This window comes from Arthrobacter sp. zg-Y895 (genome assembly GCF_020731025.1).
Taxonomy (GTDB): domain Bacteria; phylum Actinomycetota; class Actinomycetes; order Actinomycetales; family Micrococcaceae; genus Arthrobacter_B.
In genome coordinates, this window is the sequence record NZ_JAJFZY010000003.1 from 479,083 (window position 1) to 505,546 (window position 26,464).

27 protein-coding genes and 1 tRNA gene are annotated in these 26,464 nt (G+C 64.8%); 13 read left to right on the plus strand and 15 right to left on the minus strand.

The window, feature by feature from the left end:
- Positions 1-39: 39 nt before the first annotated feature.
- A tRNA-Ala gene (locus LJ760_RS03960) sits at positions 40-112 on the minus strand.
- A gap of 222 nt (positions 113-334) precedes the next feature.
- Between LJ760_RS03960 and LJ760_RS03965 the strand changes: the two genes are divergently transcribed.
- On the plus strand, positions 335-742 hold the full coding sequence (locus LJ760_RS03965) for a four-helix bundle copper-binding protein (protein ID WP_227919501.1): 408 nt from the start codon (positions 335-337) through the stop codon (positions 740-742).
- Here LJ760_RS03965 and LJ760_RS03970 read toward each other — a convergent pair.
- Positions 739-1,248, minus strand: a complete 510-nt coding sequence (locus tag LJ760_RS03970; protein ID WP_227919504.1) for a mycothiol transferase — start codon at positions 1,246-1,248, stop codon at positions 739-741. The genes LJ760_RS03965 and LJ760_RS03970 overlap by 4 nt on opposite strands.
- A gap of 147 nt (positions 1,249-1,395) precedes the next feature.
- Here LJ760_RS03970 and LJ760_RS03975 point away from each other — a divergent pair, with 147 nt between their 5' ends.
- From LJ760_RS03975 to LJ760_RS03995, 5 genes are all read left to right on the plus strand, one after another.
- Entirely contained in the window at positions 1,396-1,620 is a 225-nt protein-coding gene (locus LJ760_RS03975) for a hypothetical protein (protein ID WP_227919507.1), read from the plus strand.
- A gap of 77 nt (positions 1,621-1,697) precedes the next feature.
- Complete coding sequence (locus LJ760_RS03980; RefSeq protein ID WP_227919509.1) at positions 1,698-2,414, plus strand: IclR family transcriptional regulator; 717 nt, start codon at positions 1,698-1,700, stop codon at positions 2,412-2,414.
- 71 nt (positions 2,415-2,485) lie between these two features.
- A complete protein-coding gene (locus LJ760_RS03985; RefSeq protein ID WP_227919511.1) occupies positions 2,486-4,411 on the plus strand; it encodes a heavy metal translocating P-type ATPase in 1,926 nt (641 codons plus the stop codon).
- Positions 4,412-4,445: 34 nt separating this feature from the next.
- Entirely contained in the window at positions 4,446-5,441 is a 996-nt protein-coding gene (locus tag LJ760_RS03990; protein WP_227920912.1) for a magnesium and cobalt transport protein CorA, read from the plus strand.
- Entirely contained in the window at positions 5,441-5,830 is a 390-nt protein-coding gene (locus LJ760_RS03995) for an META domain-containing protein (protein ID WP_227920914.1), read from the plus strand. Before LJ760_RS03990 ends, LJ760_RS03995 begins: the two co-directional genes overlap by 1 nt.
- Before the next feature lie 4 nt (positions 5,831-5,834).
- On the opposite strand, the gene LJ760_RS04000 is transcribed toward LJ760_RS03995, so the two are convergent.
- The gene (locus LJ760_RS04000) at positions 5,835-7,196 is read right to left on the minus strand and encodes an MFS transporter (RefSeq protein ID WP_227919514.1); all 1,362 of its coding nucleotides are present in this window, start codon (positions 7,194-7,196) and stop codon (positions 5,835-5,837) included.
- A gap of 246 nt (positions 7,197-7,442) precedes the next feature.
- Here LJ760_RS04000 and LJ760_RS04005 point away from each other — a divergent pair, with 246 nt between their 5' ends.
- A complete protein-coding gene (locus tag LJ760_RS04005; RefSeq protein ID WP_227919518.1) occupies positions 7,443-8,945 on the plus strand; it encodes a DHA2 family efflux MFS transporter permease subunit in 1,503 nt (500 codons plus the stop codon).
- 65 nt (positions 8,946-9,010) lie between these two features.
- Here the strand turns inward: LJ760_RS04005 and LJ760_RS04010 are convergent, their stop codons facing one another.
- Positions 9,011-9,892, minus strand: coding sequence for a manganese catalase family protein (locus LJ760_RS04010; RefSeq protein WP_227919520.1), 882 nt, complete (start codon positions 9,890-9,892; stop codon positions 9,011-9,013).
- Positions 9,893-10,086: 194 nt separating this feature from the next.
- Here LJ760_RS04010 and LJ760_RS04015 point away from each other — a divergent pair, with 194 nt between their 5' ends.
- Positions 10,087-11,586, plus strand: coding sequence for a S10 family peptidase (locus LJ760_RS04015; RefSeq protein ID WP_227919522.1), 1,500 nt, complete (start codon positions 10,087-10,089; stop codon positions 11,584-11,586).
- On the opposite strand, the gene LJ760_RS04020 is transcribed toward LJ760_RS04015, so the two are convergent.
- Together LJ760_RS04020 and LJ760_RS04025 are read right to left on the minus strand one after the other, a co-directional pair.
- A complete protein-coding gene (locus tag LJ760_RS04020) occupies positions 11,583-12,341 on the minus strand; it encodes a class I SAM-dependent methyltransferase (protein ID WP_227919524.1) in 759 nt (252 codons plus the stop codon). The two genes, LJ760_RS04015 and LJ760_RS04020, sit on opposite strands and share 4 nt — an antisense overlap.
- 42 nt (positions 12,342-12,383) lie before the next feature.
- The gene (locus LJ760_RS04025; RefSeq protein WP_227919526.1) at positions 12,384-12,884 is read right to left on the minus strand and encodes a DUF456 domain-containing protein; all 501 of its coding nucleotides are present in this window, start codon (positions 12,882-12,884) and stop codon (positions 12,384-12,386) included.
- A 208-nt stretch (positions 12,885-13,092) separates the two neighbouring features.
- Here LJ760_RS04025 and LJ760_RS04030 point away from each other — a divergent pair, with 208 nt between their 5' ends.
- The gene (locus LJ760_RS04030) at positions 13,093-14,277 is read left to right on the plus strand and encodes a hypothetical protein (RefSeq protein ID WP_227919528.1); all 1,185 of its coding nucleotides are present in this window, start codon (positions 13,093-13,095) and stop codon (positions 14,275-14,277) included.
- A 460-nt stretch (positions 14,278-14,737) separates the two neighbouring features.
- On the opposite strand, the gene LJ760_RS04035 is transcribed toward LJ760_RS04030, so the two are convergent.
- On the minus strand, positions 14,738-15,646 hold the full coding sequence (locus LJ760_RS04035; RefSeq protein ID WP_227919531.1) for an SDR family oxidoreductase: 909 nt from the start codon (positions 15,644-15,646) through the stop codon (positions 14,738-14,740).
- Between the two features lie 221 nt (positions 15,647-15,867).
- On the opposite strand from LJ760_RS04035, the gene LJ760_RS04040 reads away from it, so the two are divergent.
- Positions 15,868-16,308, plus strand: coding sequence for a universal stress protein (locus tag LJ760_RS04040; RefSeq protein ID WP_227919533.1), 441 nt, complete (start codon positions 15,868-15,870; stop codon positions 16,306-16,308).
- 264 nt (positions 16,309-16,572) lie between these two features.
- Here LJ760_RS04040 and LJ760_RS04045 read toward each other — a convergent pair whose 3' ends face one another.
- Positions 16,573-18,111 (minus strand): MFS transporter, encoded by a 1,539-nt coding sequence (locus tag LJ760_RS04045; RefSeq protein ID WP_442860630.1) that lies wholly within the window; start codon positions 18,109-18,111, stop codon positions 16,573-16,575.
- Between the two features lie 115 nt (positions 18,112-18,226).
- Between LJ760_RS04045 and LJ760_RS04050 the strand changes: the two genes are divergently transcribed.
- From LJ760_RS04050 to LJ760_RS04060, 3 genes are all read left to right on the plus strand, one after another.
- On the plus strand, positions 18,227-18,793 hold the full coding sequence (locus LJ760_RS04050; RefSeq protein WP_227919535.1) for a TetR/AcrR family transcriptional regulator: 567 nt from the start codon (positions 18,227-18,229) through the stop codon (positions 18,791-18,793).
- Positions 18,794-18,975: 182 nt separating this feature from the next.
- A complete protein-coding gene (rraA, locus tag LJ760_RS04055) occupies positions 18,976-19,443 on the plus strand; it encodes a ribonuclease E activity regulator RraA (protein WP_227919537.1) in 468 nt (155 codons plus the stop codon).
- A 9-nt stretch (positions 19,444-19,452) separates the two neighbouring features.
- Positions 19,453-20,052, plus strand: a complete 600-nt coding sequence (locus LJ760_RS04060; protein ID WP_227919539.1) for a dienelactone hydrolase family protein — start codon at positions 19,453-19,455, stop codon at positions 20,050-20,052.
- Between the two features lie 48 nt (positions 20,053-20,100).
- On the opposite strand, the gene LJ760_RS04065 is transcribed toward LJ760_RS04060, so the two are convergent.
- From LJ760_RS04065 to LJ760_RS04095, 7 genes are all read right to left on the minus strand, one after another.
- Positions 20,101-20,910, minus strand: a complete 810-nt coding sequence (locus LJ760_RS04065; protein WP_227919541.1) for an SDR family NAD(P)-dependent oxidoreductase — start codon at positions 20,908-20,910, stop codon at positions 20,101-20,103.
- Between the two features lie 2 nt (positions 20,911-20,912).
- Complete coding sequence (locus tag LJ760_RS04070; RefSeq protein ID WP_227919544.1) at positions 20,913-21,908, minus strand: alpha-ketoacid dehydrogenase subunit beta; 996 nt, start codon at positions 21,906-21,908, stop codon at positions 20,913-20,915.
- Complete coding sequence (locus LJ760_RS04075) at positions 21,905-22,882, minus strand: thiamine pyrophosphate-dependent dehydrogenase E1 component subunit alpha (protein ID WP_227919546.1); 978 nt, start codon at positions 22,880-22,882, stop codon at positions 21,905-21,907. Before LJ760_RS04075 ends, LJ760_RS04070 begins: the two co-directional genes overlap by 4 nt.
- A gap of 9 nt (positions 22,883-22,891) precedes the next feature.
- Positions 22,892-23,119 carry a biotin/lipoyl-containing protein gene (locus LJ760_RS04080; protein ID WP_227919547.1) on the minus strand — a complete coding sequence of 76 codons (228 nt, stop codon included), beginning with the start codon at positions 23,117-23,119 and terminating at the stop codon, positions 22,892-22,894.
- A complete protein-coding gene (locus LJ760_RS04085; RefSeq protein ID WP_227919548.1) occupies positions 23,116-23,547 on the minus strand; it encodes a PPC domain-containing DNA-binding protein in 432 nt (143 codons plus the stop codon). The genes LJ760_RS04080 and LJ760_RS04085 overlap by 4 nt, the downstream gene beginning before the upstream one ends.
- A gap of 623 nt (positions 23,548-24,170) precedes the next feature.
- On the minus strand, positions 24,171-24,935 hold the full coding sequence (locus tag LJ760_RS04090) for an SDR family NAD(P)-dependent oxidoreductase (protein ID WP_227919550.1): 765 nt from the start codon (positions 24,933-24,935) through the stop codon (positions 24,171-24,173).
- A gap of 22 nt (positions 24,936-24,957) precedes the next feature.
- Positions 24,958-26,460 (minus strand): TRAP transporter large permease, encoded by a 1,503-nt coding sequence (locus LJ760_RS04095; RefSeq protein WP_227919552.1) that lies wholly within the window; start codon positions 26,458-26,460, stop codon positions 24,958-24,960.
- Between the last annotated feature and the right edge of the window lie 4 nt (positions 26,461-26,464).

The following is a 26,464-nucleotide window of genomic DNA, read 5'->3' on the forward strand; positions in this document are numbered from 1 at the left end:
GACAAAGCAAAAACCCCCGGTTTCCCGGGGGTTTTCCTGTGGAGCTTAGGGGAATCGAACCCCTGACCTTTTCATTGCGAACGAAACGCTCTACCAACTGAGCTAAAGCCCCAAACTGCACCGTGCGGCGTCGTACCCGGTCCGAACTGCGGATCGAAACGGCCGAACAACCGACCCCGCTAGGCTACACCGATTCTAAACACGTGCTCCGGCCCGCACCAAACCCCCGGCACCCTAGGAATGCCTTGGGACCCTCGCTACCGTCGAGGAACCGGCACGGTTCGCCCGCGGAGAGCGGTCCCGCGCAAAGCACACCGGAACCAAGGAGAATGCCATGGCCCTGATCACCGAAATGCTCGAAAACCATCCCGCCGCCGGCCCCCGCACTTCGGATCCCCGCCTCCTGGTCGAGTGCCTGCTGGCCTGCGGTGAATGTGCCCAGGTCTGCAACGCCTGCGCAGACGCCTGCCTGAGCGAGGAAATGGTGGGCGAGCTGGTCAGCTGCATCCGCACCGACCTGGACTGTGCCGAGATCTGCGCAACCACGTCCGCAGTGCTGTCCCGAACGGGTGCCACGGGGCCGGCGAGCGCCAGCCTGCTGCATGCCTGCATTGCAGCCTGCGCCGCGTGTGCCGAGGAATGCCAGCAGCACGCCGCCATGCACCCGCATTGCCGGATCTGCGCGGAGGCCTGCCGCCGCTGCATCAACGCGTGCGAAAAACTGCTGACCTCACGTGGTTAGTGCGCCAGCACCATTCCCCGGACAAAGGCCGCCTGTCCCACGTGCTCAAGGCAGTCCGCGAACGTGCTCACCAGCCGGACGCCCAGCGTAACCGGCGGATCCCAGGCCCGGTCGACAATCTGGCCCAGGTCCTCACCCGACAGTCCCGAGACAAAGGCCTCGGTGCGGGAATGCACGTCGTCGTAATAGCCCAGCAGCAGCTCCGCGGAGTGCACCTGGACCAGCGCCACCTGCTCGGAGGTATGCCCGTAGCCGGTGTCTTCCACCGCCAGCGGGAGCCCCACCCGTTTGGCCCAGCCGTCGGCGGTCCAGGCCTGCTCCTGCCCCGACACCTCGGCAATCTGGTGGTCCTCCACCCGGCTCAGGTGCCAAATCAGCCAGGCAATGGAGTTTCCGTCCGGATAGGGGCGGTGGTTCAGCGCACCGGCGTCGAGGTTGTTCACGGCCCGCCGGACTGCACCGGGAAGCCGTCCGAAGGCATCAATAAGGAGATCGCTTTCGTCCATCGCGGCAGGCTCCCTCAGGGTTGGCGGCAGGGTTTTGCCATCGTTTCACGCCGGTCCGAGGTCCGGGAAGAGGCCGTTTCGGGCCACGGCGGAAAAATCGGGCCACGGCCGGTTCCTTCCTCGCCCCGCAGTCCTAAAATGGCTCGCATGAGCTGGACAGATGAGCGTCCCGCATGGCTTCCGCCGATCCCCTCGCCGCACCGCGGCCAGGCTCGGATTGTCCTGGGAATGATCCTGGTCTGCAGCACCATGCTGACCAGCCTCGTGGTCGCTTCCTTCGGCGCGCTGTTGAGCATGTACATCCTGTGGCCGCTCACGGGCGGGCTGCTGCTGCTGATGTCCGGGCTGCTCAGCCGCCGCCGCGGAGTGTAGCCGCCGCGGCGTGTAACGGGCATCCGGCGCCTCCGTCACGGCACGGCAACGCAGGGCCGTGCGCTTAGGATTGGCCCATGACACCCCCTGAGCCAACCGGAGCCGGCTCCCAGTCCCAGACCCTCTCCCGCGGCATCCGCGCCCTGGAACTCCTCGCGGACGCGGAGGGCGCACTGAGCATTGCCGAACTCTCCGAACGGCTTGGGGTACACCGCTCCATCGCCTACCGGATCCTGCGGACACTGGAATCCCACTCCCTGGTGATGCGCGACGACGCCGGCCGGGTCTCGGCCGCACCCGGCCTCGCAGCGCTGGCCCGGGGCGTGTCACGGGACCTGCAGTCGGCGGCGCTGCCCGAGCTCAGCCTGCTGGCCAATGAGCTCTCCATGACCGCCTTTGTTGCCGTCTGGGACCGGCAGAACTGCGTCACCCTGATGACCGTGGAACCCACCCACAGCCGCACCGCCCTCATCCAACGCCCGGGCACCCGCCACTCCTTCACCGCCGGTGCTCCCGGGATCGCCATCCAGTCCGCCATGACGGAGGAGCAGTGGGACCGGCTGGCCCCCGGGCAGAAGTACCGCAGCGAAAGCCGCGTAGCCCGGGAGCGCGGCTACGCCGTCAGCCACAACGAGGTCATCGAAGGGGTCTCCGCCGTTGCCGCTCCCGTCACTGTCTCAGGCCAGCTGCCCGCCGCGGTGTCGGTGGTGTACTTCGGCTCCGGTAAGGACGAAGACGCCATGGGACTGCGGCTGGCGGAAACCGCCCGGCGGATTGAAGCGGCCCTCCGCTGAGAGTGCAGGGAAAATTTAGGTAAGCATTATCTTGCTGGAAACTGCTCCGCAACCGGCCTAAAACTGAAGACATGTGGAGCAGCAGAATACCCAGGATCCCGGACGCGGTGCGCCGTTATCCGCTGGTGTTCGCCACACTGCTGGTCGGCCTGGCGGTCCTTGCCCTGCTCGCCGTCGATGCCGGTACCGCCGCGGCCTGGACGGCAAGCCTGTATGCGGGCGCGGTGGCGCTGCAGACCGCCGCGGGGATGGTCCGGAACATCCGTGCCGGCAACTGGGGTTTGGACATCCTGGCCGTCATGGCGATCCTCAGCACCATCGCCGTTGGCGAATACCTCGCCGCGCTGATCATCGTGCTGATGCTCTCCGGCGGCGAGGCGCTGGAGGATTATGCCGCCGGCCGTGCCCGCAGCGAGCTTGATGCCCTGTTGGAGCGCGCACCCCAGCAAGCCCACCGGCTGGAAGCGGACGCCGTCGTCGATCTTGCCGCCACCGATGTCCGGCCCGGCGACATCCTGCTGGTCCGGCCCGCCGAACTGGTGCCTGTGGACGGCATCCTGCTGGATCCGGCCGCCGAGTTCGACGAGTCCTCACTCACGGGCGAATCCCTGCCGGCCCTGCGCAGCGCCGGGGAGACGGTGCTCAGCGGGTCGGTCAACGGCACGGCTGCCGTCCGTATCCGTGCCACGGCAACGACGGCGGACAGCCAGTACCAGCGGATTGTGTCCCTGGTGCAGGAGGCCGCGGCGTCGCGGGCACCCTTGGTGCGGCTGGCGGACCGGTACGCACTGCCGTTCACCGGGCTTTCCCTGCTGATTGCCGGTGCTGCCTGGCTGGCCAGCGGCGATCCCGGCCGCTTCGCGGAGGTACTGGTCCTGGCCACGCCCTGCCCGTTGCTGATTGCTGCCCCGGTGGCCTTTATGGGCGGCATGAGCCGGGCTGCCCGGCACGGCATCATCGTCAAGGGCGGTGCAACCCTGGAACAGCTTGCCCGGGTCCGCACGGCCGCCTTCGACAAGACCGGCACGCTGACCGCCGGCCGGCCGGAACTGGTGGCGGTGCATCCGCAGCCGCCGTTCACGGAGGACGAACTGCTGGCCCTCGCTGCGTCCGCGGAGCAGTATTCCTCCCATGTGCTGGCCGCCGCCGTCCAGTCGGCGGCCACCGCACGGGGGCTGACTTTACTGCCGGCCCACTACGCCTCGGAGACGGCGACCAACGGGGTGGAAGCGCTGATCGGCGGCCGCAGGATCCGGGTGGGCAAGCAGCGGTTCATTGCCGGCACGGGCGCGGACCCGGCGGAACAGCCCCTGCGGCCCGGCGAACTGGCCGTCTATGTCGGGGTGGAGGGCAGCTTCGCCGGCACCCTGGTGCTTAGCGATACCGTGCGCCCCAATGCCGCGGCCACGCTGACGGACCTGCGGCGGCTGGGAGTCCGGTCCACGGCCATGCTCACCGGTGACGCCGCCGGAACCGCACACAGCGTCGCCCACGAGCTGGGCATTACGCACGTCTCCGCCGGCTTGCTGCCGGCGGATAAGGTCCGGGCGGTTGCCGCCCTGCCCGACCGGCCGGTCCTGATGGTGGGCGACGGCGTCAATGACGCACCGGTGCTGGCAGCGGCCGACGTCGGCATTGCCATGGGTGCCAGGGGTTCCACCGCGGCGGGCGAGTCCGCCGACGCGGTGATTGCCGCCGACGACCTCTCCCGCGTGGCCGTGGCCGTCGACATCGGCCAGCACACGCTTCGGGTGGCGCTGCAGAGCATCCGGCTCGGCATCGCGCTGAGCGTGGCCCTGATGCTGGTGGCAGCCTTCGGGTACATTCCGGCGGTCGCCGGTGCCCTGACCCAGGAATTGGTGGATTTGGCCGCCATCCTCAATGCCCTGCGCGCCCTGCACGGGGCTGGACGCCGTCCCGCGCGCGGCACCGAGCGGCACGGGGACCGGCGGGCAGGGATAATGGGCAGTGGCCGCCGCCCGGTGCCCGGCCGATGACGGGTTTTTTGGTTTAGACGCTAGGGGAATGTCCATGACGTTGGTCGACAATGCGGTGTATGTGAACGGCAAGCGCCACCATAACCCGGACAGCCTGGATGAAACGTTCGAACTGACCCGCAGCTCCGGCGGCATGGCATGGATCGGCCTGTACCGCCCGGACGAGGTGGAGCTGCTGGCCGTCGCCGAGGAGTTCGGCCTGAACCTGCTCATTGTCGAAGACGCTTTGGCCGGCCACCAGCGCTCGAAGCTCGAGCAGTACGGTGACCAGCTGTTCCTGGTGCTCCGGCCCGCCCGCTACCTGGACGACGTCGAACGCGTCGAGTTCGGTGAGCTGCACCTGTTTGTGGGCCCCAACTTCGTCGTGACCGTCCGGCACGCCGAATCACCGGACCTGACCCGTGTCCGCAAGCGGCTGGAACAGGAGCCGGACCTGCTGGCGCTTGGACCGCAGGCGGTGCTCTACGCGGTGCTGGACCAGGTGGTGGATGAATACGCTCCCGTCGCGGCCGGGCTGGAAAACGACATTGACGAGATTGAGGACCAGCTGTTCGGCGGCGACGCCGAGGTTCCCCGCCGCATCTACGAGCTCTCCCGCGAAGTCATCCAGTTCCACCGCGCCATTAGCCCGCTGGAAAACGTGGTGGGCGAACTGCGCCAGAATGCGGACCAGTACGGCATCCCGGCGGACCTGCATGACAACCTTGGGGACGTGCTGGACCACGTGCTGCGCCTGGTGGACCGCGTCAACGCGTACCGCGCCATCCTGGAGAATGCGCTCACCCTGTCCTCGACGCTGGCCTCCAACCGATTGGCGGAAACCAGCATTGAACAGAATGAACAGGTGAAGCGGATTTCCTCGTGGGCTGCCATCCTCTTTGCGCCCACCCTGGTGGGCACTATTTACGGCATGAACTTTGAAGATATGCCCGAGCTCGGATGGGAATTCGGGTATCCGCTGGCCATCCTGGCGATGTTCGGGATGGGCGCCATCCTGTACGTGACCTTCAAACGGAACAAGTGGCTCTGATGCGGCTGCTGCTCCCCCTGCTGGCGGGCGCGCTGCTGCTGAGCGCCTGCGGGAACAACGCCGGTGCGTCCCCGGATCCCGGCGGAAGCGGCGGGAGTTCGGCCGCCGATGTGACCGGCGTGTGGGGCGACGTCGACAACCCGGACGCACCGTCCCTGGACTTCAGCCCCGACGGGCGGGTCAGCGGCACGGACGGCTGCAACCGTTTGATGGGGCACTGGAGCGTCTCCGGCAACCGCGTCACGCTCCGGGACATGGCCACCACCCTGATGGCCTGCCCGCCCGGAATGGACACCTGGCTCGCCGCGGGTGCCGCGGCCGACGTCGACGGCGGCACCCTGCGGATCTATGACCAGGCCGGCAACGAAATCGGCGTCCTGGAACGGTAGGGCGCTACTGCCGGGACCGCTGCTTTGGTGAGCCCTCCACGTGCAGGTCGTTGCCCTTGGTTTCCTTCACCATGGTCACTGCCACAAAGGACACCACGCACAGCACCATGATGTAGAGGCCGATGGACGGCGACCAGCCGGTCTCGTTCAACAGCGCCTGGGCAATGGTCGGCGCGAACGCCCCGCCCAGGATGGCCCCGAGGGCGTACCCGATGGAGACACCCGAGTACCGCACCCGGGCCGGGAACATCTCGGCATACATCGCTGACTGCGGTCCGTAGGACAGGCCCAGGCCGATGGTCAGGACGAAAATCGCCACCGCGAACAGGACAATGTTGGTGGTGTCGATAAGCAGGAACATCGGGACCGCCCACAGGAAGACCCAGGCGTAGCCGATCTGGAAGGTGCGGACCCGGCCGATCCGGTCGGACAGGATCCCGCCGTAGAGCGTGAAGATCAGCCAGCCGAAGGATCCCAGCGTGGTGGCCAGCAGCACCGAGGGGCGGTCCATCCCCAGCCCGCCCGCCTCCGGCTTACCGGTGGCGTAAGAGGCAAAGAAGGCGATGACCAGGTACCCGGCCGCATTGTTGGCGATGAAGATCAACGCGCTGAGGATCACCTCGCGGCTGTTGTGCCGAAACAGCTGGCTCAGCGGGGCGGAGGATTCCTTCTTCCGCTCCTGGATCTCCTTGAAAATAGGGCTCTCGGCCACCGAGCGGCGGATGAAGTAGCCGACAATGATCAGTACCACCGAAACCAGGAACGGGATCCGCCAGCCCCAGGCCAGGAAGTCTTCCTCGCTCAGGCTCGTGCTCAGCACGTACATCACGAACGTCGCCAGGATCATGCCCACCGGCACGCCGATCTGCGGGTAGGCACCGAAGAGTCCGCGCTTGCCCGCCGGGGCGTGCTCCACCGACAGCAGGGCGGCACCGCCCCACTCTCCGCCGGCGGAGAAGCCCTGCATAATGCGCAGCACAATCAGCAGGATCGGACCGGCGACGCCGATCTGCTCGTACGTGGGCACCAGACCGATCAGGGCGGTGGAGATACCCATCATGACCAACGTGAACACCAGCATTTTCTTCCGGCCGATCCGGTCCCCCAGATGCCCGGCGACGACGGCGCCCAGGGGACGGAACAGGAAACTGATGCCGATGGTCGCAAAGGAGACCACCTGTCCCAGCGGGCCGTCGTTGATGGGACCGAAATACAGGGTGGCCAGCACCAGGCCCGCAGCTTGGGCGTAAATGAAGAAGTCGTACCACTCGATGGTGGTGCCGACCAGGGTTCCGGCGAGGACCTTGCGTTCCTCCCGGCTCATCCGGCCGGAAGAAGGCACGGCGGACGCGGCATTGACACTCATCTAAAACTCCATTGTTTTGAGACGGACAGTGATGTGGAAACGGACCGGCCCCCGCACCCGGATGCAGGCATCGTACGCCCGCCGCCGACGTCGGGCCCTTACCCGGACCGGCGAGTTTCACGGGACAGCACAGAATTCCACCGGGGAACCGCCCGGGGGTATGCCGTACGGGGAAGTAGGTCCACAATGGACTTCGGCTCTTTTCCCGCCCCCACCGCTTTTTCGACCGAACGGCAGCAACGCATCTTGAACACCTCCCAGCCGGACCTTAAACCGTGGCCGGCGCTCTGGTCCCTGGTCATCGGGTTCTTCATGATCCTGGTGGACTCCACGATCGTAAACATCGCCACCCCCGCCATCATGGCGGACCTGGGTGCAGGACTCGACCAGGTGATCTGGGTGATCAGCGCCTACCTGCTGGCCTACGCCGTGCCGCTGCTGATTACCGGCCGGCTCGGGGACCGGTTCGGCCCGCGCCGGGTCTACCTGGTCGGGCTGGTGGTCTTCACGCTCTCCAGCCTCTGGTGCGGCTTCGCCAACAGCGTGGACGCGCTGATCCTGGCCCGTGTGGTCCAGGGCTTCGGAGCCGCGCTGATGACCCCGCAGACCATGTCCGTGATTACCCGGATTTTCCCGCCGGACAAGCGCGGCACCGCACTGGGCCTCTGGGGCGCAACCGCCGGCGTCGCCACCCTCGTGGGTCCGATCCTGGGCGGTGTGCTGGTCGACGGACTGGGCTGGGAATGGATCTTCTTCATCAACGTACCGGTGGGCGTGCTGGGCTTCATCCTGGCCTACCGGCTGGTGCCGAGACTCCCCACCGCCGTGCACCGCTTCGATTATCTGGGCGTGCTGCTCAGCGCGGCGGGGATGTTCTGCCTGGTCTTCGGCATCCAGGAAGGCGAAAGCTACAACTGGGGAACCATTGCCGGGCCGTTGTCCGTCTGGTCGCTGATCATTGCCGGGGTGGTGCTGCTGGGTATGTTTGTCCTCTGGCAACGACTGAACCGCGCCGAGCCGCTGCTGCCGCTGAAACTCTTCCGGGACCGCAATTTCTCCCTGGCCAACATCTCCATCACGGGCATGGGCTTCGCCGTAACCGCGTTCTCGCTGCCAGTGATCCTCTTTGCGCAGAACGTGCGCGGGCTCAGCCCCACCCAGGCGGCGCTCCTGCTCGCCCCGATGGCAATCCTGGCCGGAGTCCTCGCCCCGGCTGCGGGCAAAATCGTCCAGCGCGGGAACCCCCGGTTCATTGCGGTCTTCGGGTTCGCTGCCATGGCGGCATCCCTCATCTGGCTCGGCTCCATCCTCAGCCCGGACGTCCCGTACTGGCACCTTGTCCTGCCGATGGCCCTCATGGGACTGGCGAACGCATGCATCTGGCCCTCGGTGTCGCTGACCGCCACGCGCAACCTCGCGGCCGACGTCGCCGGTGCCGGTTCCGGCGTTTACAACACCACCCGGCAGTTCGGCGCGGTGATCGGCAGCAGCGCCATCGCCGCGGTCATGCAGTCGCGGCTGACGGCGCACCTGGGCGCAGGGGCGGCCGACGGCGGCCCCGCACCGGCCGGCGGTGCGTTCCCGGACGCCCTCAAGGCCGGTTATTCCGAGGCCATGGGGCAGTCCCTGTACCTGCCCGCGGCCGTCATTCTCCTTGCCCTTCTGGCCTCGCTGTTCTACGCCAAGCCTGCTCCTGAACTCACCTCGGGCGGGGCCCGGGAGGCGGCCCGGACCGCTTCGAAGGGCTGAAACTCCGGACAGCACGAAACCGGGCGGGGCCTCTGCGGCTCCGCCCGGTTTTGCATTTAGCAGGGTTATTCCTTGTTCAGCTTGTCCTGCACGGCTCCTGCCGCCTTCTCGACCGGGTTGGGTACGTCCGTGGTGCCGTAGTACCGTGCGTCCGGGCGGGTGGGCGGCGGCATCGGGGCCCGGGTGGTGGGACCGTCGTGGTAGCTGAATTCGCCCTTGCCGTCCGGCGTCGGGCCCTTCGCCCAGGACCCTTCCTTCGCATGCTCGCCGTCGGAGAAGTTCAGGTACTGGTAGGACACCTCGCGGTGTTCCTTGTTGAGCGGGAAGTTGCTCGGTACCGGTAGCTGTTCCATGTTCTCCGCCTGAAGTTCCAGGGCCGCGGTGGTCCACTGGTTCTGGTGCATGGTGTCCCGGGCCAGCAGGAACGCCAGCAGGTCCCGCACCCCGTGGTCATCGGTCATGTGGTAGAGCCGGGCAACGGCAACGCGGCCCTGCATTTCGATGTTGGCGTTGGACGTAAAGTCCGCCAGCATATTGCCGCTGGCCGTGATGTAGCCGCCGGTCCAGGGGTTGCCGTTGCTGTCCACCGGGCGGGCGCCGGCACCGGCCACGATGGCGTGCTGCACGTCCATGCCGCCCATCACCGCTGCAACCGTGGGATCGTTCTGGACGGCGTCGTCGGTAACCCCCAACGGAGCCTTTTCCAGCAGCTGCGCAATCATGATGGCCAGCATTTCCACATGGCCCATTTCCTCTGCGGCAATGCCGTACAGCAGGTCCCGGTATTTACCCGGAATATGCGCATTCCAGGACTGGAATCCGTACTGCATGGCTACCGTGATTTCGCCGTACTGGCCGCCCAAGGCCTCTTGAAGCTTCCGGGCGAACACCGCATCCGGCTTCTCCGGAGTGGACTTGAACTGGAGTTCCTGTTTATGGAAAAACATAATGCCTCCGCACCTTATGGACCGGCGCCGGAATCGGCGTTCCCTCCGCGGGGTGCCGTGGCCGGTCACGGTGTTTCCAACGTAGACCCGCTCCGGAATGCACGGAAGAGTAGTCAGGGCAGTTGCCGGACCCGCCTCCAACAGTGCCGTTTTCCTCCCGGATAATCGGCCGATGCACGGGTAGTGTCCTTGCCATGGTCTCCCAGGAACACCCCGACACCCCTGCCTCCGCCCCCGCCGCCGCCGCCTCTCCCGCCGGTCCGGATGCGAACCCCGCACCGGACGTCACCGACGACTTCGCTGTCCGCCGGCACACCCTGCCCTCGGGCCTGGCGTACACCACCACCACTGGACGGATGGTGTTCCGCAAGGAAGAAGTCAGCGACGGGAAGTCGGACGGCTTTCGGCCCAAGGCGGAAATCTTCCTGGTCGCCTACACGGCGGACGCACCGGAGACCGGACCCAACCGGCGTCCGGTGGTGTTTGCCTTCAACGGCGGTCCTGGTTCCTCCTCCGTCTGGCTCCACATGGGACTGCTTGGCCCGCGGATGGTGGACTCGGGCGACGCCGGCTCCCTGACCCCTCCCCCGTTTGATCTGGTGGACAACCCGCAGACCCTGCTGGAACACGCAGACCTGGTGCTGATTGATCCGGTGAACACGGGCTTCTCCCGCGTGGTGAACGGCAACGACGCCGCGGAGTTCCACGGGTTCGAGGAGGACCGGGACCTGGTGGCCGAGGTGATCCGGCTCTGGACCACGCGCAATAACCGCTGGCTGAGCCCGAAGTACCTGGTGGGTGAGTCCTACGGCACCCTGCGCGCAGTGGCCGTGGCCGGGAAGCTGTTCGACGCTTACGGACTCGCAGTCAACGGCCTGGGCCTGATTTCGACTGTCCTGAACCTGGCCACCCTGGATTTCGCCCCCGGGCGGGACACCCCTTATGCGCTGCATCTGCCGACCTACGCCGCCATCGCGCACTTCCACGGCCGGATTCCGGGCCGCGAGCTGGCCGACGTCGTCCGCGAAGCCGAAGCCTACGCCGCCCGTGAGTACGGCTATGCGCTGACCCAGGGGTCCCGGCTGAGCGCGGAGGAGTACGACGACGTCGTCGCCCGCCTCGCCGCCATCACCACCCTGAGCGAGGGCTTCATCCGCCGTACCAACCTGCGCTGGGACTACGCGATGTTCTCCGCTGAGCTGCTGCGGGAGGACAACCTGGCCGTGGGCCGCATTGACGGCCGGTTTACCGCCGCGCCCGCGCACCAGCAGGACTGGATCAACTGGGACGATCCCAGCCTGGTGGCCATTAACGGCCCCTATTCCGCAGCCATCAACCACTATGTCCGCGCCGAGCTCGGCTACGAGAACGATCTCCCCTACGAAATCCTCAGCGGCCGGGTCCAGCCGTGGAGCTACAAGACCTTCGAGGGTGTGCCCGTCGATGTCACCGGCACCCTGGAACGGCTGCTGGTACACAACCCGGCGCTGCGGGTGCACGTGGACTACGGCTACTACGACGGCGCCACGCCGCATTTCGCCGCGGAGTACGTGTGGGCGCATATGCGGCTGAGCGATGAAGCACGGTCCCGGTTCACGCACCACTATTACGAGGCCGGGCACATGATGTACGTGAACCCCGGCTGCCGCGTCGACCAGCTGCGGAACCTCGCGGGGTTCGTGACCGGGGGCTAGTCGTCCGGGGTGGGGCGGCGGAACAGTGCGGTGAGCAGGAAAGATTCCCCAAACCAGGGCGAGTCCTGTTCCTGAGCGGCCATCGGGCGGATTTCGATCTCCTCGAAGTCCGCAAAAACCCACCGCAAGTCGTCAGGGCTGAAGGCAATACCCGCTTCAAATGCCCCGTCGAGGTAGAGCTGTTCGTCGGGAGCTTCCGAGCCCATCCGGCCCCGGGCGAAACAGGCCAGCCCCAGATAGCCGCCGGGCGCGAGGGTGCGCTGCAGCAGTTGGAGGTAGCTGATGCGGCGGTGCGGGGGAAGGTGGTGCAGGCACCCTGAGTCGTAGACCAGTCCGTACATTCCTGAAAGCGCTTCCGGCGGCAGGGCAAAGGCGTCGCCGCAGGTAAATGAGACTTCCAGGCGCCTCGCTGCGGCACGTTCCCGCCCCCACGCCACGGCTTCGGATGAGAGATCAACGGCATCCACGGTATAACCGTTTTCCGCCAGGAACAGGGCATTGCGGCCAGGACCTGACCCGATATCCAGTACCCTCGTCGGCACGAACACTTCATCGCTGACCCAGCGTGCCAGGTTTTCGTCGGGTTTGTCTGCGAAGAACGGGACGGGCCGTGTCCGGTCGGCATAGAACCTGTTCCACCAGGTGCTGCCCGCGTCGTGGGTCCAGCGGACCGAGTCACGGGCGAACAGCCCGTCCATCATCCTCAGGAGATCATCAACGGACCGCAGGCTGCGGTTGATCGGCGGCTCGCTCATAACGCCAGACCTTACCCACGCGGCTCACCTTGGGGAACGGTGTTACCGGGTGGCGAAGTGCAGCCAGACAGCCCCGCCCCAGAGTCCGCCTGCGGTCAGTGCCAGCGCCAGTTCGGCCAAGATCCCGATGCCCATGGCCTTCAGGGTGGCCACACTGGAGGACCAGGCGGTGGGCAGGTCCCGCTTGCGCAGCCACTCGCTGAGCAGCAGGCCGACGGCGAACCCGATGAACAGGCCCACGGCAGGAATGGTGAACATTCCAACGATGCCCACAGCCACACCCGCCACGACGGAGCGTTTGGGGATTTCCCGTTCCTTGAGCCGCCGTCCGGTGAGGAAGGCACTGGATAGCATTCCGGCGATCAGGAGCACCGCACCGATACCGAAGGACCACCAGGCCGGCGCGCTCTGCACTCCGAGGGCCCAGCCCAGCAGGGCAATGATGATCAGGATGCTGCCCGGCAGCACGGGCACCACAATGCCGATCAGGCCCACGGCGATCACCAGGGCTGCGGCAATGGTTACAAGAAGGTCCGGATCCATTCCCCCAGTGTTCCACCAGCTGTCCACTCCCCTCGTATTTACCCAGCCGGGGCGTCGGCCTGTTTTTCCCAAACCGGAGCGTTTGCCCTGCCCGCCGAGCCCGAAATCCCCGGCGTGGCTCGAACCCCCGGGTGGAGAAATTACTAAGGATGCTTATAAGGTGGCATCTTCAGCCCGATTCACCGGACGGAAAACAGGAGAGCAGTAAATGAGCACCGAACCAGGGAACACAAACGCTTCCAACACCGGACGCGGAGCCTCTGAGGGCGGCCCGTTCCGAGACCGGTCCGATCGGCCGGCGCCCGTCGACGACAGCCAGGCCGTTCCCGTGGACGGTCACCGGGAGGACACCGCCACCCGGGCCATGGATACCGACACCGCCTCCTCTGCTCCGTCGCATGCCACCGGACGCCGCGCGGGCAGCCATGCCGCCGAACCGGTAGCGGGCACCGCGAACGACGACGCCGCTGGCCGCACGATGCCGGCCTCCGATTCCCGTTCGGACTCCGATTCCGGCGCCGAAGATACGCGTACCCGGGTCGCACCGGTCACCGCCACCCGCTCCCCCGACACTGACGGCACCGGCGAGCACCGCGGCGCAACATCGGTATCCGCCGTGCGCGACCACCGTGACGCGGACACTGCACGCAACGCGGACCGCGACGCCGAGAACCGGCACGCCATGAACGCCGGCGATACGACGGATGATCGACACGACGACCGGAACGGTGACCGCGGCGTCGTACGCGACCACGACCGGGACGGCCGAATTGATGACCGCGACGCGGTGCACACCCGCGAGGCCGCCCTGCCCAACCGTGAGGCACTGCTGGCCCGGGAGAAGGAACGCTTCGGCGGCTTCAAGTTCGGTGCGGCGTTCTTCGGCTGGCTGACCGCTACCGGAATGGTGGTGCTGCTTTCCGCACTGGCTGCGGCGATCGGTGCTGCCGTGGGCCTTTCGGCTGAGACCAACCTCGGCCAGGCGCTGGAATCTGCAGCAGCCAACCAGTCCGCCGGGATCATCGGCGCGATCATCATGCTTCTGGTCCTGCTGCTCTCCTACTTTGCCGGCGGATACGTCGCCGGCCGCATGGCCCGCTTCAACGGCGCCAAGCAGGGCCTGGCCGTATGGCTGTGGGCACTGGTGGCGGCCGCCGTCGTCATCGTCCTGGGCCTGATCTTCGGCAACGATATCCGCAGCATCAGCCAGCTCAACTCGGTTGCGCCGCTGCCCGAGAACCTGGAAGGCATGGACGCCGGCACCTGGATCGCCGTCGCCGCCAGCCTGGTGGCTACCCTGCTCGGCGCCATCTTGGGCGGCCTGGCCGGAATGCGTTTCCACCGCCGCATTGACCGTGCAGACTTCCGCACCGAAGAGACCGTCGCCCGCTAAGACGCGGATTGTCGGCCGCAGCGGCCGCTGAAACCTCCGGTTCCCGGGAGTTGCGGCGGCCGTTTTTGTTGGTGGGATGCCCGCCCGCAGAATGTCCCACCGTTCGGTACGGAAGTGACGTCTGGGACCTCCCCAGCAACAGGAGCACCACTTCGTGGGATGCTGTGCGCGGCCGGAGCAGAATGTCCCATACTCCGGTACGGAAGTGACGCCTGGGATCCCGCCAGCAACAGCAGCACCACGTCGTGGGATGCTGTGCGCGGCCGCAGCAGAATGGTCCCACGCTCCGGTACAGAAGTGACGCCTGAGATCCCGCCAGCAACAGCAGCACCAATTCGTTGGATGCCGTGCGCGGCCCCGCAGGCCCCGCAGCCCCGCAGGTCCCCGCCGCCCAGCCGGCTTAAACAGCAAGGCCCCGCACCTGCGGGGCCTCAGCTCTAACGGGATAACACCGCAGACGTTACGGGGACGGAGTGCCGCCGTTGACGTTCAGGGTTTCGCCGACCACGTAGCTGGATTCCGGCGACGCCAGGAAGACGTAGGCCGGAGCCAGTTCGGTGGGCTGGCCCGCGCGGCCCAGCGGGGTGCTCTGGCCGAACTCGGGCAGCGCTTCCTTCTGCTGTCCGTCGGACGGCTGCAGCGGAGTCCAGAACGGACCCGGCGCCACAGCGTTCACACGGATGCCCTTGGGTGCCAGCTGCTGGCCCAGGCCCTTGGTGAAGTTGTTGATGGCCGCCTTGGTGCTGGCATAGTCCAGCAGATCCGGGGACGGGTTGTACGCCTGGATCGAGGTGGTGTTGATGATGCTCGAGCCGGCCGGCAGGTGCTTCAGCGCAGCCTTCGTCACCCGGAAGAACGAGTAGATGTTGGTCTTGAACGTGTGGTCCAGCTGCTCGTCGGAGAGATCTTCAAGGTTCTCCACGGCAATCTGCTTGCCAGCGTTGTTGACCAGGATGTCCAGCCCGCCCAGGGCCGAAACGGCATCTTCGACCAGCTGGCGGCAGTACTCGGGATCCTTGAGGTCACCGGGAAGCCTCACCAGCTTACGTCCGGTCTTTTCGACCACCTCGGCAATGTGCTGGGCGTCCGGCTCCTCCTCAGGAAGGTAGGAGATGGCGACGTCGGCCCCCTCACGGGCGAAGGCGATGGCCACAGCCGCACCGATGCCGGAATCGCCGCCGGTAATGAGCGCCTTCCGGCCCTCCAGGCGTCCGGTGCCGCGGTAGCTGTCCTCGCCATGGTCAACATGCGGGGTCATATCCTTATCCAGGCCCGGCTCGGGCTGGTCCTGGATAGGCGGCGCAATGGACGGGTAGCGGTCCACGGGGTTCTGGAAGGTGTACTGGTCCGACTTGTTGCCGTTTGTCATAGAAGTTCCCACTTTCGGTAGGTCAGTCCATTCGGGCGGTCCGGCTAGGGCCGCCGTAAAAGGCGGTCGCTCACGCTAACGTAAGCATGCTTATTACCCTATGCCCGATTGGCGCTTCTACTCAAGTCCGCGGTTCCGCCGCGCAAATCGCCGCTGCTCTGGCCCTGTCCACTGCCTGGGGCGCAAACTGCTGCATATCCAACTGCCCTGGAAGGAACATCATGACTGAGGGAACCCGGAAGCGGATTGTCGTTGGCGTGGACGGCTCAGAGGAGTCTTTGGAGGCGCTGCGCATGGCTCGTCGACTGGCGGACCTGCTGGAATGCCGCATTGAGGCCATCACGGTGTGGGAGTTTCCGGCAATGCTGGCCACGCCGTTTCCCACCGCCGACTGGTCGCCGCGGGTGGAAGCCGAGCGGGGCCTGGCCGAGGCGGTGGAAGCGGCCTTCGAAGGGGCGGGAACTCCCGAGGATCTAACCCAGGCAGCCGTCGCCGGACAGACCGCCCGGGTGCTGATGGAAGCCAGCCGCGGGGCGGAGATGCTGGTGGTGGGCAACCGCGGACGCGGCGGTTTTGCGGGGCTGCTGCTTGGCTCGGTCAGCACCGCTGTGGCCTCGCATGCTTACTGCCCGGTACTGATTGCCCGTCCCCACCGGGACTGAGGGCCCCCGGCGAACACATGTGGGGAGAGGCCGACGACGGCGGCCGGTCCGGCGTCGCGCCGGCACCAGCCTCGCGCCTTGTGTACACCGGTTTCGGCCGGTTCCAGCCAGCATCGCCTGTGCAGAAGGCGCGGAAGGCCCGGAAGGCTCGGGACCTTGCGCCCGGGACCGTCTCCCCGGGACCTTGCGCCCGGGACCGTCTCCCCGGGACCTTGCGCCCGGAACCGTCTCCCCGGGACCTTGCGCCCGGGGACCGGACCAGAACTACCGGTGAGCCGGAACCCGACGCAGCAGGATGCCGGCAGCCACGGCGGCCACCACCATGGTGACCAGACCGATCAGCGAGGTGATGTTGACGCCGGAGTCGAAGGCCATCTGCGCGGAATGCAGCAGCGCCGAGGCAGCATCTGCGGGCAGGTTATGGGCAGCTTCGACGGCGCCGCCCAGGGTTTCTCCGGCCGCAGCGGTCTGCTCCGGGGTCAGCCCGGCCGGGACCTGGACGCCGTTGCGGTAGGCCGCGGTGAGGATGCTGCCCAGGACGGCAGTGCCCAGGACGGATCCGATTTCGTAGGCGGTCTCGGAGATGGCCGAGGCGGATCCGGCACGGGACGGCGGAACGCTGGCCAGGATGAGGTCATTGGAAATGGTTTCCGCAGCCCCCACCCCGACGCCGAGCAGCAGGAACGCGATGATCAGCTGGAGCACGGTCACCGACTCCCCCGCAGCAAAGACCAGGGCATAGCCGGCTCCATTGAAGAGCAGCCCGCCGGCCACCACAACCGCGGGGCGGACCCGCTTCACCAGGGGCACCACGGCCAGGCCGGTAATGATGGTGAGCACCAGTCCGGGAAGCATGGTCAGACCGGCTTCGATGGGCGTCTGTCCGACCACCAGCTGCAGGTGCTGGGAGAGGAAGAAGATGAAGCCCACCATGGCGAACAGGCTGAGCAGGTTCGCGGCGATGGAGCCGCTGAAGACCGGGTTCCGGAACAGCCGGACGTCGAGCATCGGCTTTTCACGCGAAAGCTGGCGGCGAACAAAGAAGAAGCCCAGCACAACGCCGGCGGCGATGAACGGCAGGCCGGCCGAGGCGCCGTCGTGCGCGAATTCCTTGATGCCGTAGGTGACCGAGAGCATGGCCCCCATGACCAGGACAACGCCGAGAATGTCGACGGCGCCGGGGCTGGGGTCCTTGGATTCGGGCAGCAGCATCGGGGCGAAAATCAGCAGCGGCAGCAGCACCGGGATGGACAGCAGGAACACCGAGCCCCACCAGAAGTGCTCGAGCAGCACGCCGCCCACGATCGGGCCGAGGGCCGCGCCGCCGGAGAAACCGGCCGCCCAGATGGCCACCGCGATCCGGCGCTGGGACGGGTCGGTGAAGATGTTGCGGATCAGCGACAGGGTGGCGGGCATCAGCATGGCACCGAACACGCCCATCAGGGCACGGGCCACGATCAGCAGTGCCGCGGAGGGCGCAAATGCGGCCACCAGGGAGAAGACGCCGAAGCCCACGCTGCCGATCATCAGCAGGCGGAGCCGGCCGATCCGGTCGCCGAGGCTACCCATGGGCACCAGCAGGCCGGCCAGGACCAGGGCGTAGACGTCCACGATCCACAACAGTTCGACGCCGGTCGGTGCCAGCGCCTGCGAGAGCGACGGGATGGCGAAGCTCAGGACGTTGTTGTCGATGGAGATGAGCAGAACGGGCAGCATCAGGACTGCGAGTCCCCACCATTCGCGCGTTCCTGCACGCGTAACTGCGGGTTTTTCCTGGACCGCCAGCACGGCTTCCTCCTTCAAGGTTGGTCTTTCACGGATTCTGGGCAGGGAAAACCCCACCGAAGTACTGTACCGTCTAGACTGTACGGTAGCCAAATTGCGGCTGTTTCGTCCGCTGATGGCGTAGCGTAAAAGCATGCCCAACACTCGTCCCGCCCGGGACCGCATCCTCGATGCCTATGAGGAGCTCCTCATCAACGAAGGCCCCCGCGGCGCTACCCTGGATGCCGTCGTCGCACGCGCCGAGGTTTCCAAAGGCGGCCTGCTGTATCACTTCAAGAACAAGGAAGCGATGGCCGGGGCCCTGATCGAAAAGCTCCGCGGCCTCGCCGCAGCGGACCTGCAGACAATGCGCGAGGATCCGGAAGGTCCGGCGCGTTATCTGGTCCGCAGCTCCGTGTACGTCGGCAGCGAGCTGGACCGGGCACTGATCGGCGTCGTCCGCCTGGCGCAGGCATCCGATCCCGTGGCCTCGGAACTGCTGCAGGACATCCACCGCAGCTGGTTCGACCTGGTCCATGACGAGGTGGGCGATCCGGGCATTGCCCGTGCCATCACCCTGCTGGCCGACGGGTTGTATTACAACGAGGGCCTGCCCGGCGGCTGGCCGCAGGCCACCCGTGACAGCCGCACGCATTCCGTCTCCGACCTGCTGGAAATCGTCGACGTCCTGAAATCCCACGCCCAGCAGGCGCAGACGTAACCTCCCGGCACGGAATTCCCCGCGGTTTGGGAAAAACCCTGCGGTTTGTGACAATCCCTGCGCCGCGCAGCGCAGGGATCCGGACAAAGTGCAGGGATCCGGACAAACCGAGGGCCCGACGCACGGCCAATCCCCGGCGTGGCAGCATGATTCACTGCTGTGCCGTCTGCCACAGTGGTGCCATGAATACAAGCACAGCTGACCTGTACGACGAACGCGGCGACGAGCTGGCCTCGGTATCCCTGCAGTTCCAGGACCTGGGCGGGCATGTGGGCTTCACCGGCCCCATCCGCACCGTCCGATGCCTGGAGGACAACGGCATCATCAAGTCCCTGCTGAACTCCCCCGGCGAGGGTGCGGTATTGGTGGTCGACGGCGCCGGGTCGCTGAACACCGCTTTGATGGGGGATCTGATCGCCGGGGCCGCCGTGGAGAACGGCTGGGCCGGCGTCGTTATCAACGGCGCTATCCGTGACCGCACCGCCGTCGCCAAGCTGCCGCTGGGCGTGAAGGCCCTGGGCTCGAATCCGCGCAAGAGCGCCAAGAACTCTGTCGGCGAGGTGGATGTGCCCGTAGAGTTCGGCGGCGTCACCTTCCGTCCCGGCGCAGCGCTCTACGCGGACGAGGACGGCATCCTCGTCGAACCCTAGGAGACCCAGATGGCCAACGTCCTGCTCTTCCACCACGCGCTCGGCCTGACCTCCGGCATGGATGCCTTCGCCGATGTCCTGCGCGAAGCCGGCCATACGGTGACGGTCCCGGACCTCTATGACGGGCGTACCTTCACCAATCTGGAGGCCGGAGTGGCCTACGCGCAGGACATCGGCATGGACACCATCGAAGAGCTGGGCGTCAGCATTGCGAACCGGTTCCCCGCGGAAATGGTCTATATCGGCTTCTCACTCGGTGTGATCCCGGCCCAGCGGCTGGCGCAGACCCGCCCGGGAGCCCGCGGCGCGGTGCTGGTCAGCGCGTGCCTGCCACTGGGCACCTTCGGGGACACCTGGCCGGCCGGCGTCCCGGTGCAGATCCACGGCATGGACGCCGATGAGGAATTCGTGGACAGCGGGGACCTGGACGCCGCGGAGAACCTGGCCGCGGCCACGCCGGACGCCGACCTTTTCCTCTATATGGGTGCCTCGCACCTGTTCGCGGACATCAGCCAGCCGGATTACGACATGGACGCGGCTTTCACGCTCACCCGGCTGGTGCTCCAGCTGCTGGAGCGGGCGGATGCGGGGACGGAAACCGCCGGCTGACCGGCACCTGAACCTGCGCCCCACGACATTGCGAACTACCTCGGCAGGCTAGTGTGTCACGGCTGCTGACAATCCGCCGTCAACGGGCAGGCACACTCCGTTGATGTACCCGGCCTCATCCGAAGCAAGGAACAGGGCCGCGCGCGCAACATCGAAGGAGTCTCCCATCTTTCCCGTAGGGCTCAGCTTGTTCCGCGCTGCCACCATGGCCTCAACCGACTCGTAACTACCTGAGATCTGCCTGTACATCATCGGCGTTTCCATCAACCCGGGGGCAATTGAGTTGGCTCTGATCCCTTGTGCGGCGTATTCCAGGGCTACATTCACAGTGAACTGTATAAGGCCTCCTTTGCTCGCTGAATAGCTTGGATAGTTGTACCCCAGGTAACGCAGCCCCCCTATGGAGGCAATGTTCACAATCGACCCTCTGCCTTGTTCCAGAAACAGAGGCAACACGTGCTTTGTGGAGAGGAACGCGCCGGTGAGATTGATGTCCAGGACAAATTTCCATTCCTCCAAGGACATCTCTACCGGCCCGCCCATACGGGCGATTCCGACATTGTTGTGCAGGACGTGCGGATTGCCCAACAATGCGACACACTCCTCCACGGCTGCCTTCACTGCGTCACTGTCCGACACGTCGGCAACAGCTCCACCCCACTTGCCGTCGGCCGGGCCTGCCGAGTCCAGACACTGGAGCGTATTGGCCACGGCACGCTCGGAGGCATCCACGATGAACACATCCGCCGCCTCTTGCGCGTAGGTCAACGCTGCTGCCAACCCGTTGTTCATTTCCCCTTTCTGCGATCCTCCCCCGAAGATGATGATGGTCTTGCCCGCCATCCGTCCCAGGACCATGCTCAGACCTTTACCGTCGCATTGCGGAGAGCAAGAACGCTGGCAACTATCTCCGGCTCGGCAGGGATGACCGCGCTTTCGAGCTTCTCGCTGTAAGGAATGGGGCTCCTATTCCCGCCGAGGCGTCGAGGCGCCGCGTCCAAGTCATTCCAGGCTTCCTCCACCACGGACGCAACGAATTCGGCGCCCCACCCGTAGTCACGGACGGCTTCGTGGGCCACAAGCAGATGCCTCGTTTTGCGCACCGAAGTGATGACGGTGTCCATATCGAAGGGGTACAAGGTTCTGGGATCGATAACTTCGATGCTGATGCCATGCTGGTCCTGTAGGACTTCTGCGGCAGCGAGGGAGCGTTTCAGCATTTGCTGAGTCGCGACGACCGTGACGTCGGTTCCTTGTCGGGCGATGCGGGCCTGACCGAACGGTATGGGTTCAAAGCTCACCGGCCCCTTGTCGTAGTACAGGTTCTTGTGCTCTAGGAAAATCGTGGGGTTGTTGCTGGCCACGGCAGTCCGAAGGAGTCCGTACGCATCGCCCGGGGATCCGGGCACCACAACTTCCAGGCCGGGAATGTGGGCAAAGAGGGTTTCCAGCGACTGCGAATGCTGGCCGGCCTTCCCTATGCCCGAACCTCCGTTTGTACGCAACACAAAAGGCACGTCGAACTGACCGCCGAACATGTAGCGCGCTTTCGCGGCCTGATTGATGATGCCGTCAAAGCCGAGGAAACTGAAGTCCGAATACATGATCTCGAGGATCGGCCTCGACCCCTTCATCGCAGCCCCCACGGCTGCAGAGATCATTACCTCCTCGCTGATGGGTGTGTCACGTACGCGGTCGGGCCCGAAGTTAGTGACGAGTTTTTTGGTAACTCCGTAGATTCCTCCGCCTGTGCCCCACGTGGTGATGTCCTCCCCCATCACGAAGGCGGTCGGTGTGTCCTCGAGGATGTCATGCAGCGCTGCATTCAGTGCGCGCCAGGTGCTGAGTGTCTTCATGCCACGGTCTCCTGGTATACATCGGTTGTCGCTGTGGAAACGTCAGGGAAAGGTGAATTGCGGGCAAATTCCTCCGCGGCGTCCATCTCCCGGGATACTTCCGCCTGTATTTCCAGCCAGCGTTCCTGCGTTAGGACGTCTGCCTCAATAAGGGTGGCAACCAAGCGGGCAATAGGGTCTTTGTCTCGCCACTGCTGAACCTCATCGGGTTTTCGGTATATTTCCGTATCACCGGCCATATGGCCCAAATACCGGTACGTGTCGGCCACTATGAGGGTGGGTCCGTCGCCGTTGCGACCGCGTGCCACGGCGACGGCAGCAGCACGGTAGACATCCTCCAAGTCCATGCCGTCCACATTCACGGAGTGAACTCCGTAGGCAATGCCGCGCTGCGCCAGATCCGGTTGGGCGACCATCTGCTCAATTGACGCTGACTGGGCATAATGGTTGTTTTCGCAGACAAACAGCACGGGAAGATTCCAGATCGCTGCAAGATTCAGGGCTTCCGCCAGGACACCCTGATTGGAGGCGCCGTCCCCAAAATAGGCAACCGAGACAGCTGTTGTGTTTTGCATCTTGGCGGCGAGGGCGGCTCCCGTAGCGAGGCCGATGCCGGCTCCGACAATTCCGTTGGTGCCGAGGATTCCCAGCTCTTTCACACCGATGTGCATGGATCCCCCCTTGCCCTGGCCGTACCCGTCCTGACGGCCGAGGATTTCTGCCATGGTTCGCCCCGGATCGGAACCGCGGGCCAAGCAGTGTGCATGGCCGCGGTGGTTACTGGCAATCGAGTCCTCCTCCCCCAGCGCCAGGGAGATCCCGACGGCAACCGCTTCCATACCGACGGAAGGGTGCGTTGAACCTCGGATCAGTCCTTCGTCGGCCAAATCCGGCATTTTGCTTTCAAATTCCCGAATTGATGCCATGATGCGCAGGCCCGCCATGCCATGGTTGTGTGGGTCATAAGTTGTCATAATGTGCTCCTACGAAATAGTGGCGATGCTCTCGTCGACCGAGATGACGTCGCCCTCTTTGGCTGTGAGGGATATGGTCCCGGCGCGGGGCGCGGTGATCTCGTTGCTGGTCTTGGACGTCTCCAGTTCGGCAATAGGCTGCCCCTCGGTGACCTCCTCGCCGTCCTCCACAAGCCATTCGGTCAGCTCGGCCTCTCCTTCATCGCCAAGGAAATCGGTAGTAAGTAGGACATTCATGCCAGTGCCTCTTTCTGATGCTCGGGGAGATCGGTTCCCCTCGGAATGGGGTTGAGTTCCTGGATCAGGAGTTCAAAGGTGACAGCAACCGGGTTTTCCCCGGGGACTAGGGTGCCTGCGTGGACCTGGCCGAATTTGTCGACAAGCGTGCAGGTGATGGTGACCTCCGCTTCGCCTGCCGGGTTCGTCATGAGCAACCCGACAAGGGTTGCTACTTCGGTACCAGGCCCCTCAACCCTGAGTGGTCCCCGACCTCCGGTCCCGGTGAAGGTTGCTCCGATGAAGCTGCCGATTCCGCCCCTGATGGCTGCGGTTCGTATGCCGGCAGATGCGCAAAGAGTTTTAACGGCCGAGGTGATGTCTTCATTGGGGCAGACCCGGGCGATAACAGAGCGGGAAGGTCCTCCCCGGTCCTGGTATTCGGGCATGATCGGATCCTTTACAAGTTGAGGTGTGAACACCGGCATTGCTGTCTCCGGGTCATCCGCGCTGATGAGGTCGACGTCGTGCAAGGCATGGATCACAACAACCGGAGGGCTCTGCCCGATTCGGGTTTCCGGCCAGAGGTGGCCCGCCTGCAGGACTCCGTCAGCGTTGGTCCAGAGGCAGTGACTGTGGAGAAAGGGAGTTCCGTGCCGGGAGCCCAGAGTGGCTGCACCGAGAATCAAGTTGGCCTGGGGCGTGCTCCTGGCAGTGCTGTAACTGACTCTCCGTTCATGTGTGCCGTCGGCTGGCACGCAGTAGCTCACGGGTGAAAGCGTTCCGCCCGACAGCTCGGCAATTCCATTACGCGCCCCGATGCTATGCAGCGCATCAAAGAGCTGGCCCGCCAGTGGTTGTCCGGGGCTAAGCCGAACTGCTCTTGAGGACATACGCGACTCATAGGCGATCAGCCGCGGCTTTGTCTGTGGTCCAGGGTGAACAAGTGTCATCATTGAAACTCGTTTCTTGCTCGAGGTTGGTGAGCGGTTACGAGGCCTGGCTCCGGGGTGTGGAATGACCTCTTTTAGAATTGGTATTACCAAGTGATCCAAAAATAAGACGAGCCGACTCAGCCGATGGCGGCTCCGCCGCAGACCTTCAAGGTGTCGCCGGTGACGAAAGCCGCTTCCGGTGACGCAAGGTAGGCGACGGCTGCAGCCACCTCGACGGGCGTTCCAAGTCGTTTGACGGCCTGGCTCTCGAAGGAGTAACTCATGTTGTCGGTCATCGGCGTCTCGACCGGACCGGGAGCGACGGTGTTGCACGTGATGCCGAGGGTACCGACTTCTTTCGCCACCCATTTGGTGAATGCGATCACTCCGCCCTTTGATGCGGCATAGGAAGGGCCGGATCGCCCTGCGCCGTCGCCTGAGGCGTAGGGGCCACCCATGATTCCGCTGATCGAGCTGATGTTAATGATGCGGCCATCGCCTTGGCTCTTCATATGGGGATAAATAGCCGCTTGGGTGAAGAGAAACGTTCCGCGGAGATTTGTTTCGATATCGCGTGTCCAGGTCTCGTCATCCATGGCTTCCAGGTCAATCCGGCCGCACGTGCCAGCATTGTTGACCACAATGTCGACTGCCCCGAAGGCGTCCACAACCGATTGCACACATGCTGACACTTCTTCGCGGTTCCGAACGTCGACGGCGACGGACATAACTTTCCTACCTGTGCGCTCGGTGATGTTCCGCGCTGCTTCGGTGGCGTCGATGACGTCAACTATGCAAACATCGGCGCCCTGCTCGGCAAGACGCAAGGCGATCGCGTGTCCGATGCCGCGGGCGCCACCGGTCACAATGGCACTTTTTCCGGCAAGTGGTTCCAAGTTCATGTGGCCTCCTAGTTGATGGCAATTACAGGCCGAGAAGATCGGGAAGGAAATTGCTGAGTGCGGGCACAAACGTCACCAGCATGAGTACACCCAGGCCTGCCAGGAAAAACGGCCAGATACCTTTGATCGCTTCGCCGAAGGGAATTTTGGCGATGCCGGCCGCAACGAACAGATCGATTCCTACAGGCGGCGTGACCAGTCCAAGCGCGAGGTTTACCGTCATGAAGACCCCGATGGTGGTCATATCCATTCCCAGTTCCAACAGCACTGGAACAAAGAGCGGGATGAAGAGATAGAAAGCGGATATCGCGTCCAGGAACATGCCTGCGATCAGGAGGACCAGATTGATGAGCAGCACAAGGATCACGGTGCTGGTGGTCAGTGACAGAAGTCCTTCAGCGACGGTCTCCGCTATCTGATACTTCGTGATTACGTATGCAAAAAGCGTCGCTGTAGCAATGATGAACATAATGCGAGCGGCTTGTACGCCCGCAGTGGCAAAGATCTTGTAAACGTCCGCGAGCTTCAGGTCCCTCATCACAAACAGACCGATAACCAGGGCATAGACCGCGGCCACGGCAGCCGATTCGGTAGGCGTGAAGACGCCTCCGTAGATTCCACCCAAGATGATAAAAGGCATCATGAGCCCTGGAATGGCGCGGACCAGCGCTTTACGAATCACCCGTGCCGGTGCCCGGGTGGTCCGGATTTGGATTGAGGCATCATGCGGGATGTCCGCAAGGGTCATGGTGGCAGGATTCGCATGTTCCGGCCCGGCATCCGAAGCAACCTGACGCGGAGCGACATCATCCAAGGTTGATGAGGGTGCCCCTCCAGCATCCGGCGTTGACCCATCTGCCGGATCTTTTCGACGGCCCAGGGCGTGTGCTGCGTGCAGTTTTGCACTTGCCTTGGCCTGCTCCATTTCCCTGGGCAAAAACCGGGCGACCAGGTAGAACGCCAGTCCCATACACAATCCCGGCACCACGCCTGCGGCGAAGAGCCGCCCGATGGAGATACGTTCGTAGTCGCTCGCCACTACGGCGAAGACAATGAACGCGATGCTGGGTGGGATCACGATCCCCATCTCGCCGGCGCTTGCTACCAGGGCTGCAGCATGCCGTTTTTTATACCCGTGTTTCGCTAGAGCAGGGATCAGTATTCCGCCCAGTGCTGCCACTGTTGCAGGTCCGGATCCGGAGATCGAGGAGAACACCAGAGCCGCAAGGATAGTGGTCAGTGCGATTCCGCTTTTGCGGTGCCCGAAGCAGGCGTCGGCTAGTTCGATCAGCCGGGCGGAGATGCCCGTCAGTTCCATGATGACGCCGGCCAGTATGAAGAACGGGATGGCCAGAAGAGTTTCGGAAGCCATCGATGCGTACATGATCCCCGACGACGGAAACAGTGCGTTTACGCCCTGCATATACAGGATGGTTACTACGGACGAGATGCCCATGGAAAAGGCGACCGGAACACCGAGGAAAAGCAAAAGCAGGAAAGATCCGAAGAGAACGAGCTCAAGCATTGTG

Bases quoted from the DNA above. Each gene is read 5' to 3' on its own strand.
- LJ760_RS04035 (WP_227919531.1), bottom strand. From the start codon at position 15,646: ATGACAAACGGCAACAAGTCGGACCAGTACACCTTCCAGAACCCCGTG.
- LJ760_RS04020 (WP_227919524.1), bottom strand. From the start codon at position 12,341: ATGAGCGAGCCGCCGATCAACCGCAGCCTGCGGTCCGTTGATGATCTC.
- LJ760_RS04075 (WP_227919546.1), bottom strand. From the start codon at position 22,882: ATGACAACTTATGACCCACACAACCATGGCATGGCGGGCCTGCGCATC.
- rraA (WP_227919537.1), top strand. From the start codon at position 18,976: ATGAATACAAGCACAGCTGACCTGTACGACGAACGCGGCGACGAGCTG.
- LJ760_RS03990 (WP_227920912.1), top strand. From the start codon at position 4,446: ATGACGTTGGTCGACAATGCGGTGTATGTGAACGGCAAGCGCCACCAT.
- LJ760_RS03995 (WP_227920914.1), top strand. From the start codon at position 5,441: ATGCGGCTGCTGCTCCCCCTGCTGGCGGGCGCGCTGCTGCTGAGCGCC.
- LJ760_RS03970 (WP_227919504.1), bottom strand. From the start codon at position 1,248: ATGGACGAAAGCGATCTCCTTATTGATGCCTTCGGACGGCTTCCCGGT.
- LJ760_RS04070 (WP_227919544.1), bottom strand. From the start codon at position 21,908: ATGAAGACACTCAGCACCTGGCGCGCACTGAATGCAGCGCTGCATGAC.
- LJ760_RS04080 (WP_227919547.1), bottom strand. From the start codon at position 23,119: ATGAATGTCCTACTTACTACCGATTTCCTTGGCGATGAAGGAGAGGCC.
- LJ760_RS04095 (WP_227919552.1), bottom strand. From the start codon at position 26,460: ATGCTTGAGCTCGTTCTCTTCGGATCTTTCCTGCTTTTGCTTTTCCTC.
- LJ760_RS04085 (WP_227919548.1), bottom strand. From the start codon at position 23,547: ATGCCCGAATACCAGGACCGGGGAGGACCTTCCCGCTCTGTTATCGCC.
- LJ760_RS04040 (WP_227919533.1), top strand. From the start codon at position 15,868: ATGACTGAGGGAACCCGGAAGCGGATTGTCGTTGGCGTGGACGGCTCA.
- LJ760_RS03980 (WP_227919509.1), top strand. From the start codon at position 1,698: ATGACACCCCCTGAGCCAACCGGAGCCGGCTCCCAGTCCCAGACCCTC.
- LJ760_RS04050 (WP_227919535.1), top strand. From the start codon at position 18,227: ATGCCCAACACTCGTCCCGCCCGGGACCGCATCCTCGATGCCTATGAG.
- LJ760_RS03975 (WP_227919507.1), top strand. From the start codon at position 1,396: ATGAGCTGGACAGATGAGCGTCCCGCATGGCTTCCGCCGATCCCCTCG.
- LJ760_RS04015 (WP_227919522.1), top strand. From the start codon at position 10,087: ATGGTCTCCCAGGAACACCCCGACACCCCTGCCTCCGCCCCCGCCGCC.
- LJ760_RS04065 (WP_227919541.1), bottom strand. From the start codon at position 20,910: ATGGTCCTGGGACGGATGGCGGGCAAGACCATCATCATCTTCGGGGGA.
- LJ760_RS03985 (WP_227919511.1), top strand. From the start codon at position 2,486: ATGTGGAGCAGCAGAATACCCAGGATCCCGGACGCGGTGCGCCGTTAT.
- LJ760_RS03965 (WP_227919501.1), top strand. From the start codon at position 335: ATGGCCCTGATCACCGAAATGCTCGAAAACCATCCCGCCGCCGGCCCC.
- LJ760_RS04030 (WP_227919528.1), top strand. From the start codon at position 13,093: ATGAGCACCGAACCAGGGAACACAAACGCTTCCAACACCGGACGCGGA.
- LJ760_RS04010 (WP_227919520.1), bottom strand. From the start codon at position 9,892: ATGTTTTTCCATAAACAGGAACTCCAGTTCAAGTCCACTCCGGAGAAG.
- LJ760_RS04000 (WP_227919514.1), bottom strand. From the start codon at position 7,196: ATGAGTGTCAATGCCGCGTCCGCCGTGCCTTCTTCCGGCCGGATGAGC.
- LJ760_RS04025 (WP_227919526.1), bottom strand. From the start codon at position 12,884: ATGGATCCGGACCTTCTTGTAACCATTGCCGCAGCCCTGGTGATCGCC.
- LJ760_RS04060 (WP_227919539.1), top strand. From the start codon at position 19,453: ATGGCCAACGTCCTGCTCTTCCACCACGCGCTCGGCCTGACCTCCGGC.
- LJ760_RS04090 (WP_227919550.1), bottom strand. From the start codon at position 24,935: ATGAACTTGGAACCACTTGCCGGAAAAAGTGCCATTGTGACCGGTGGC.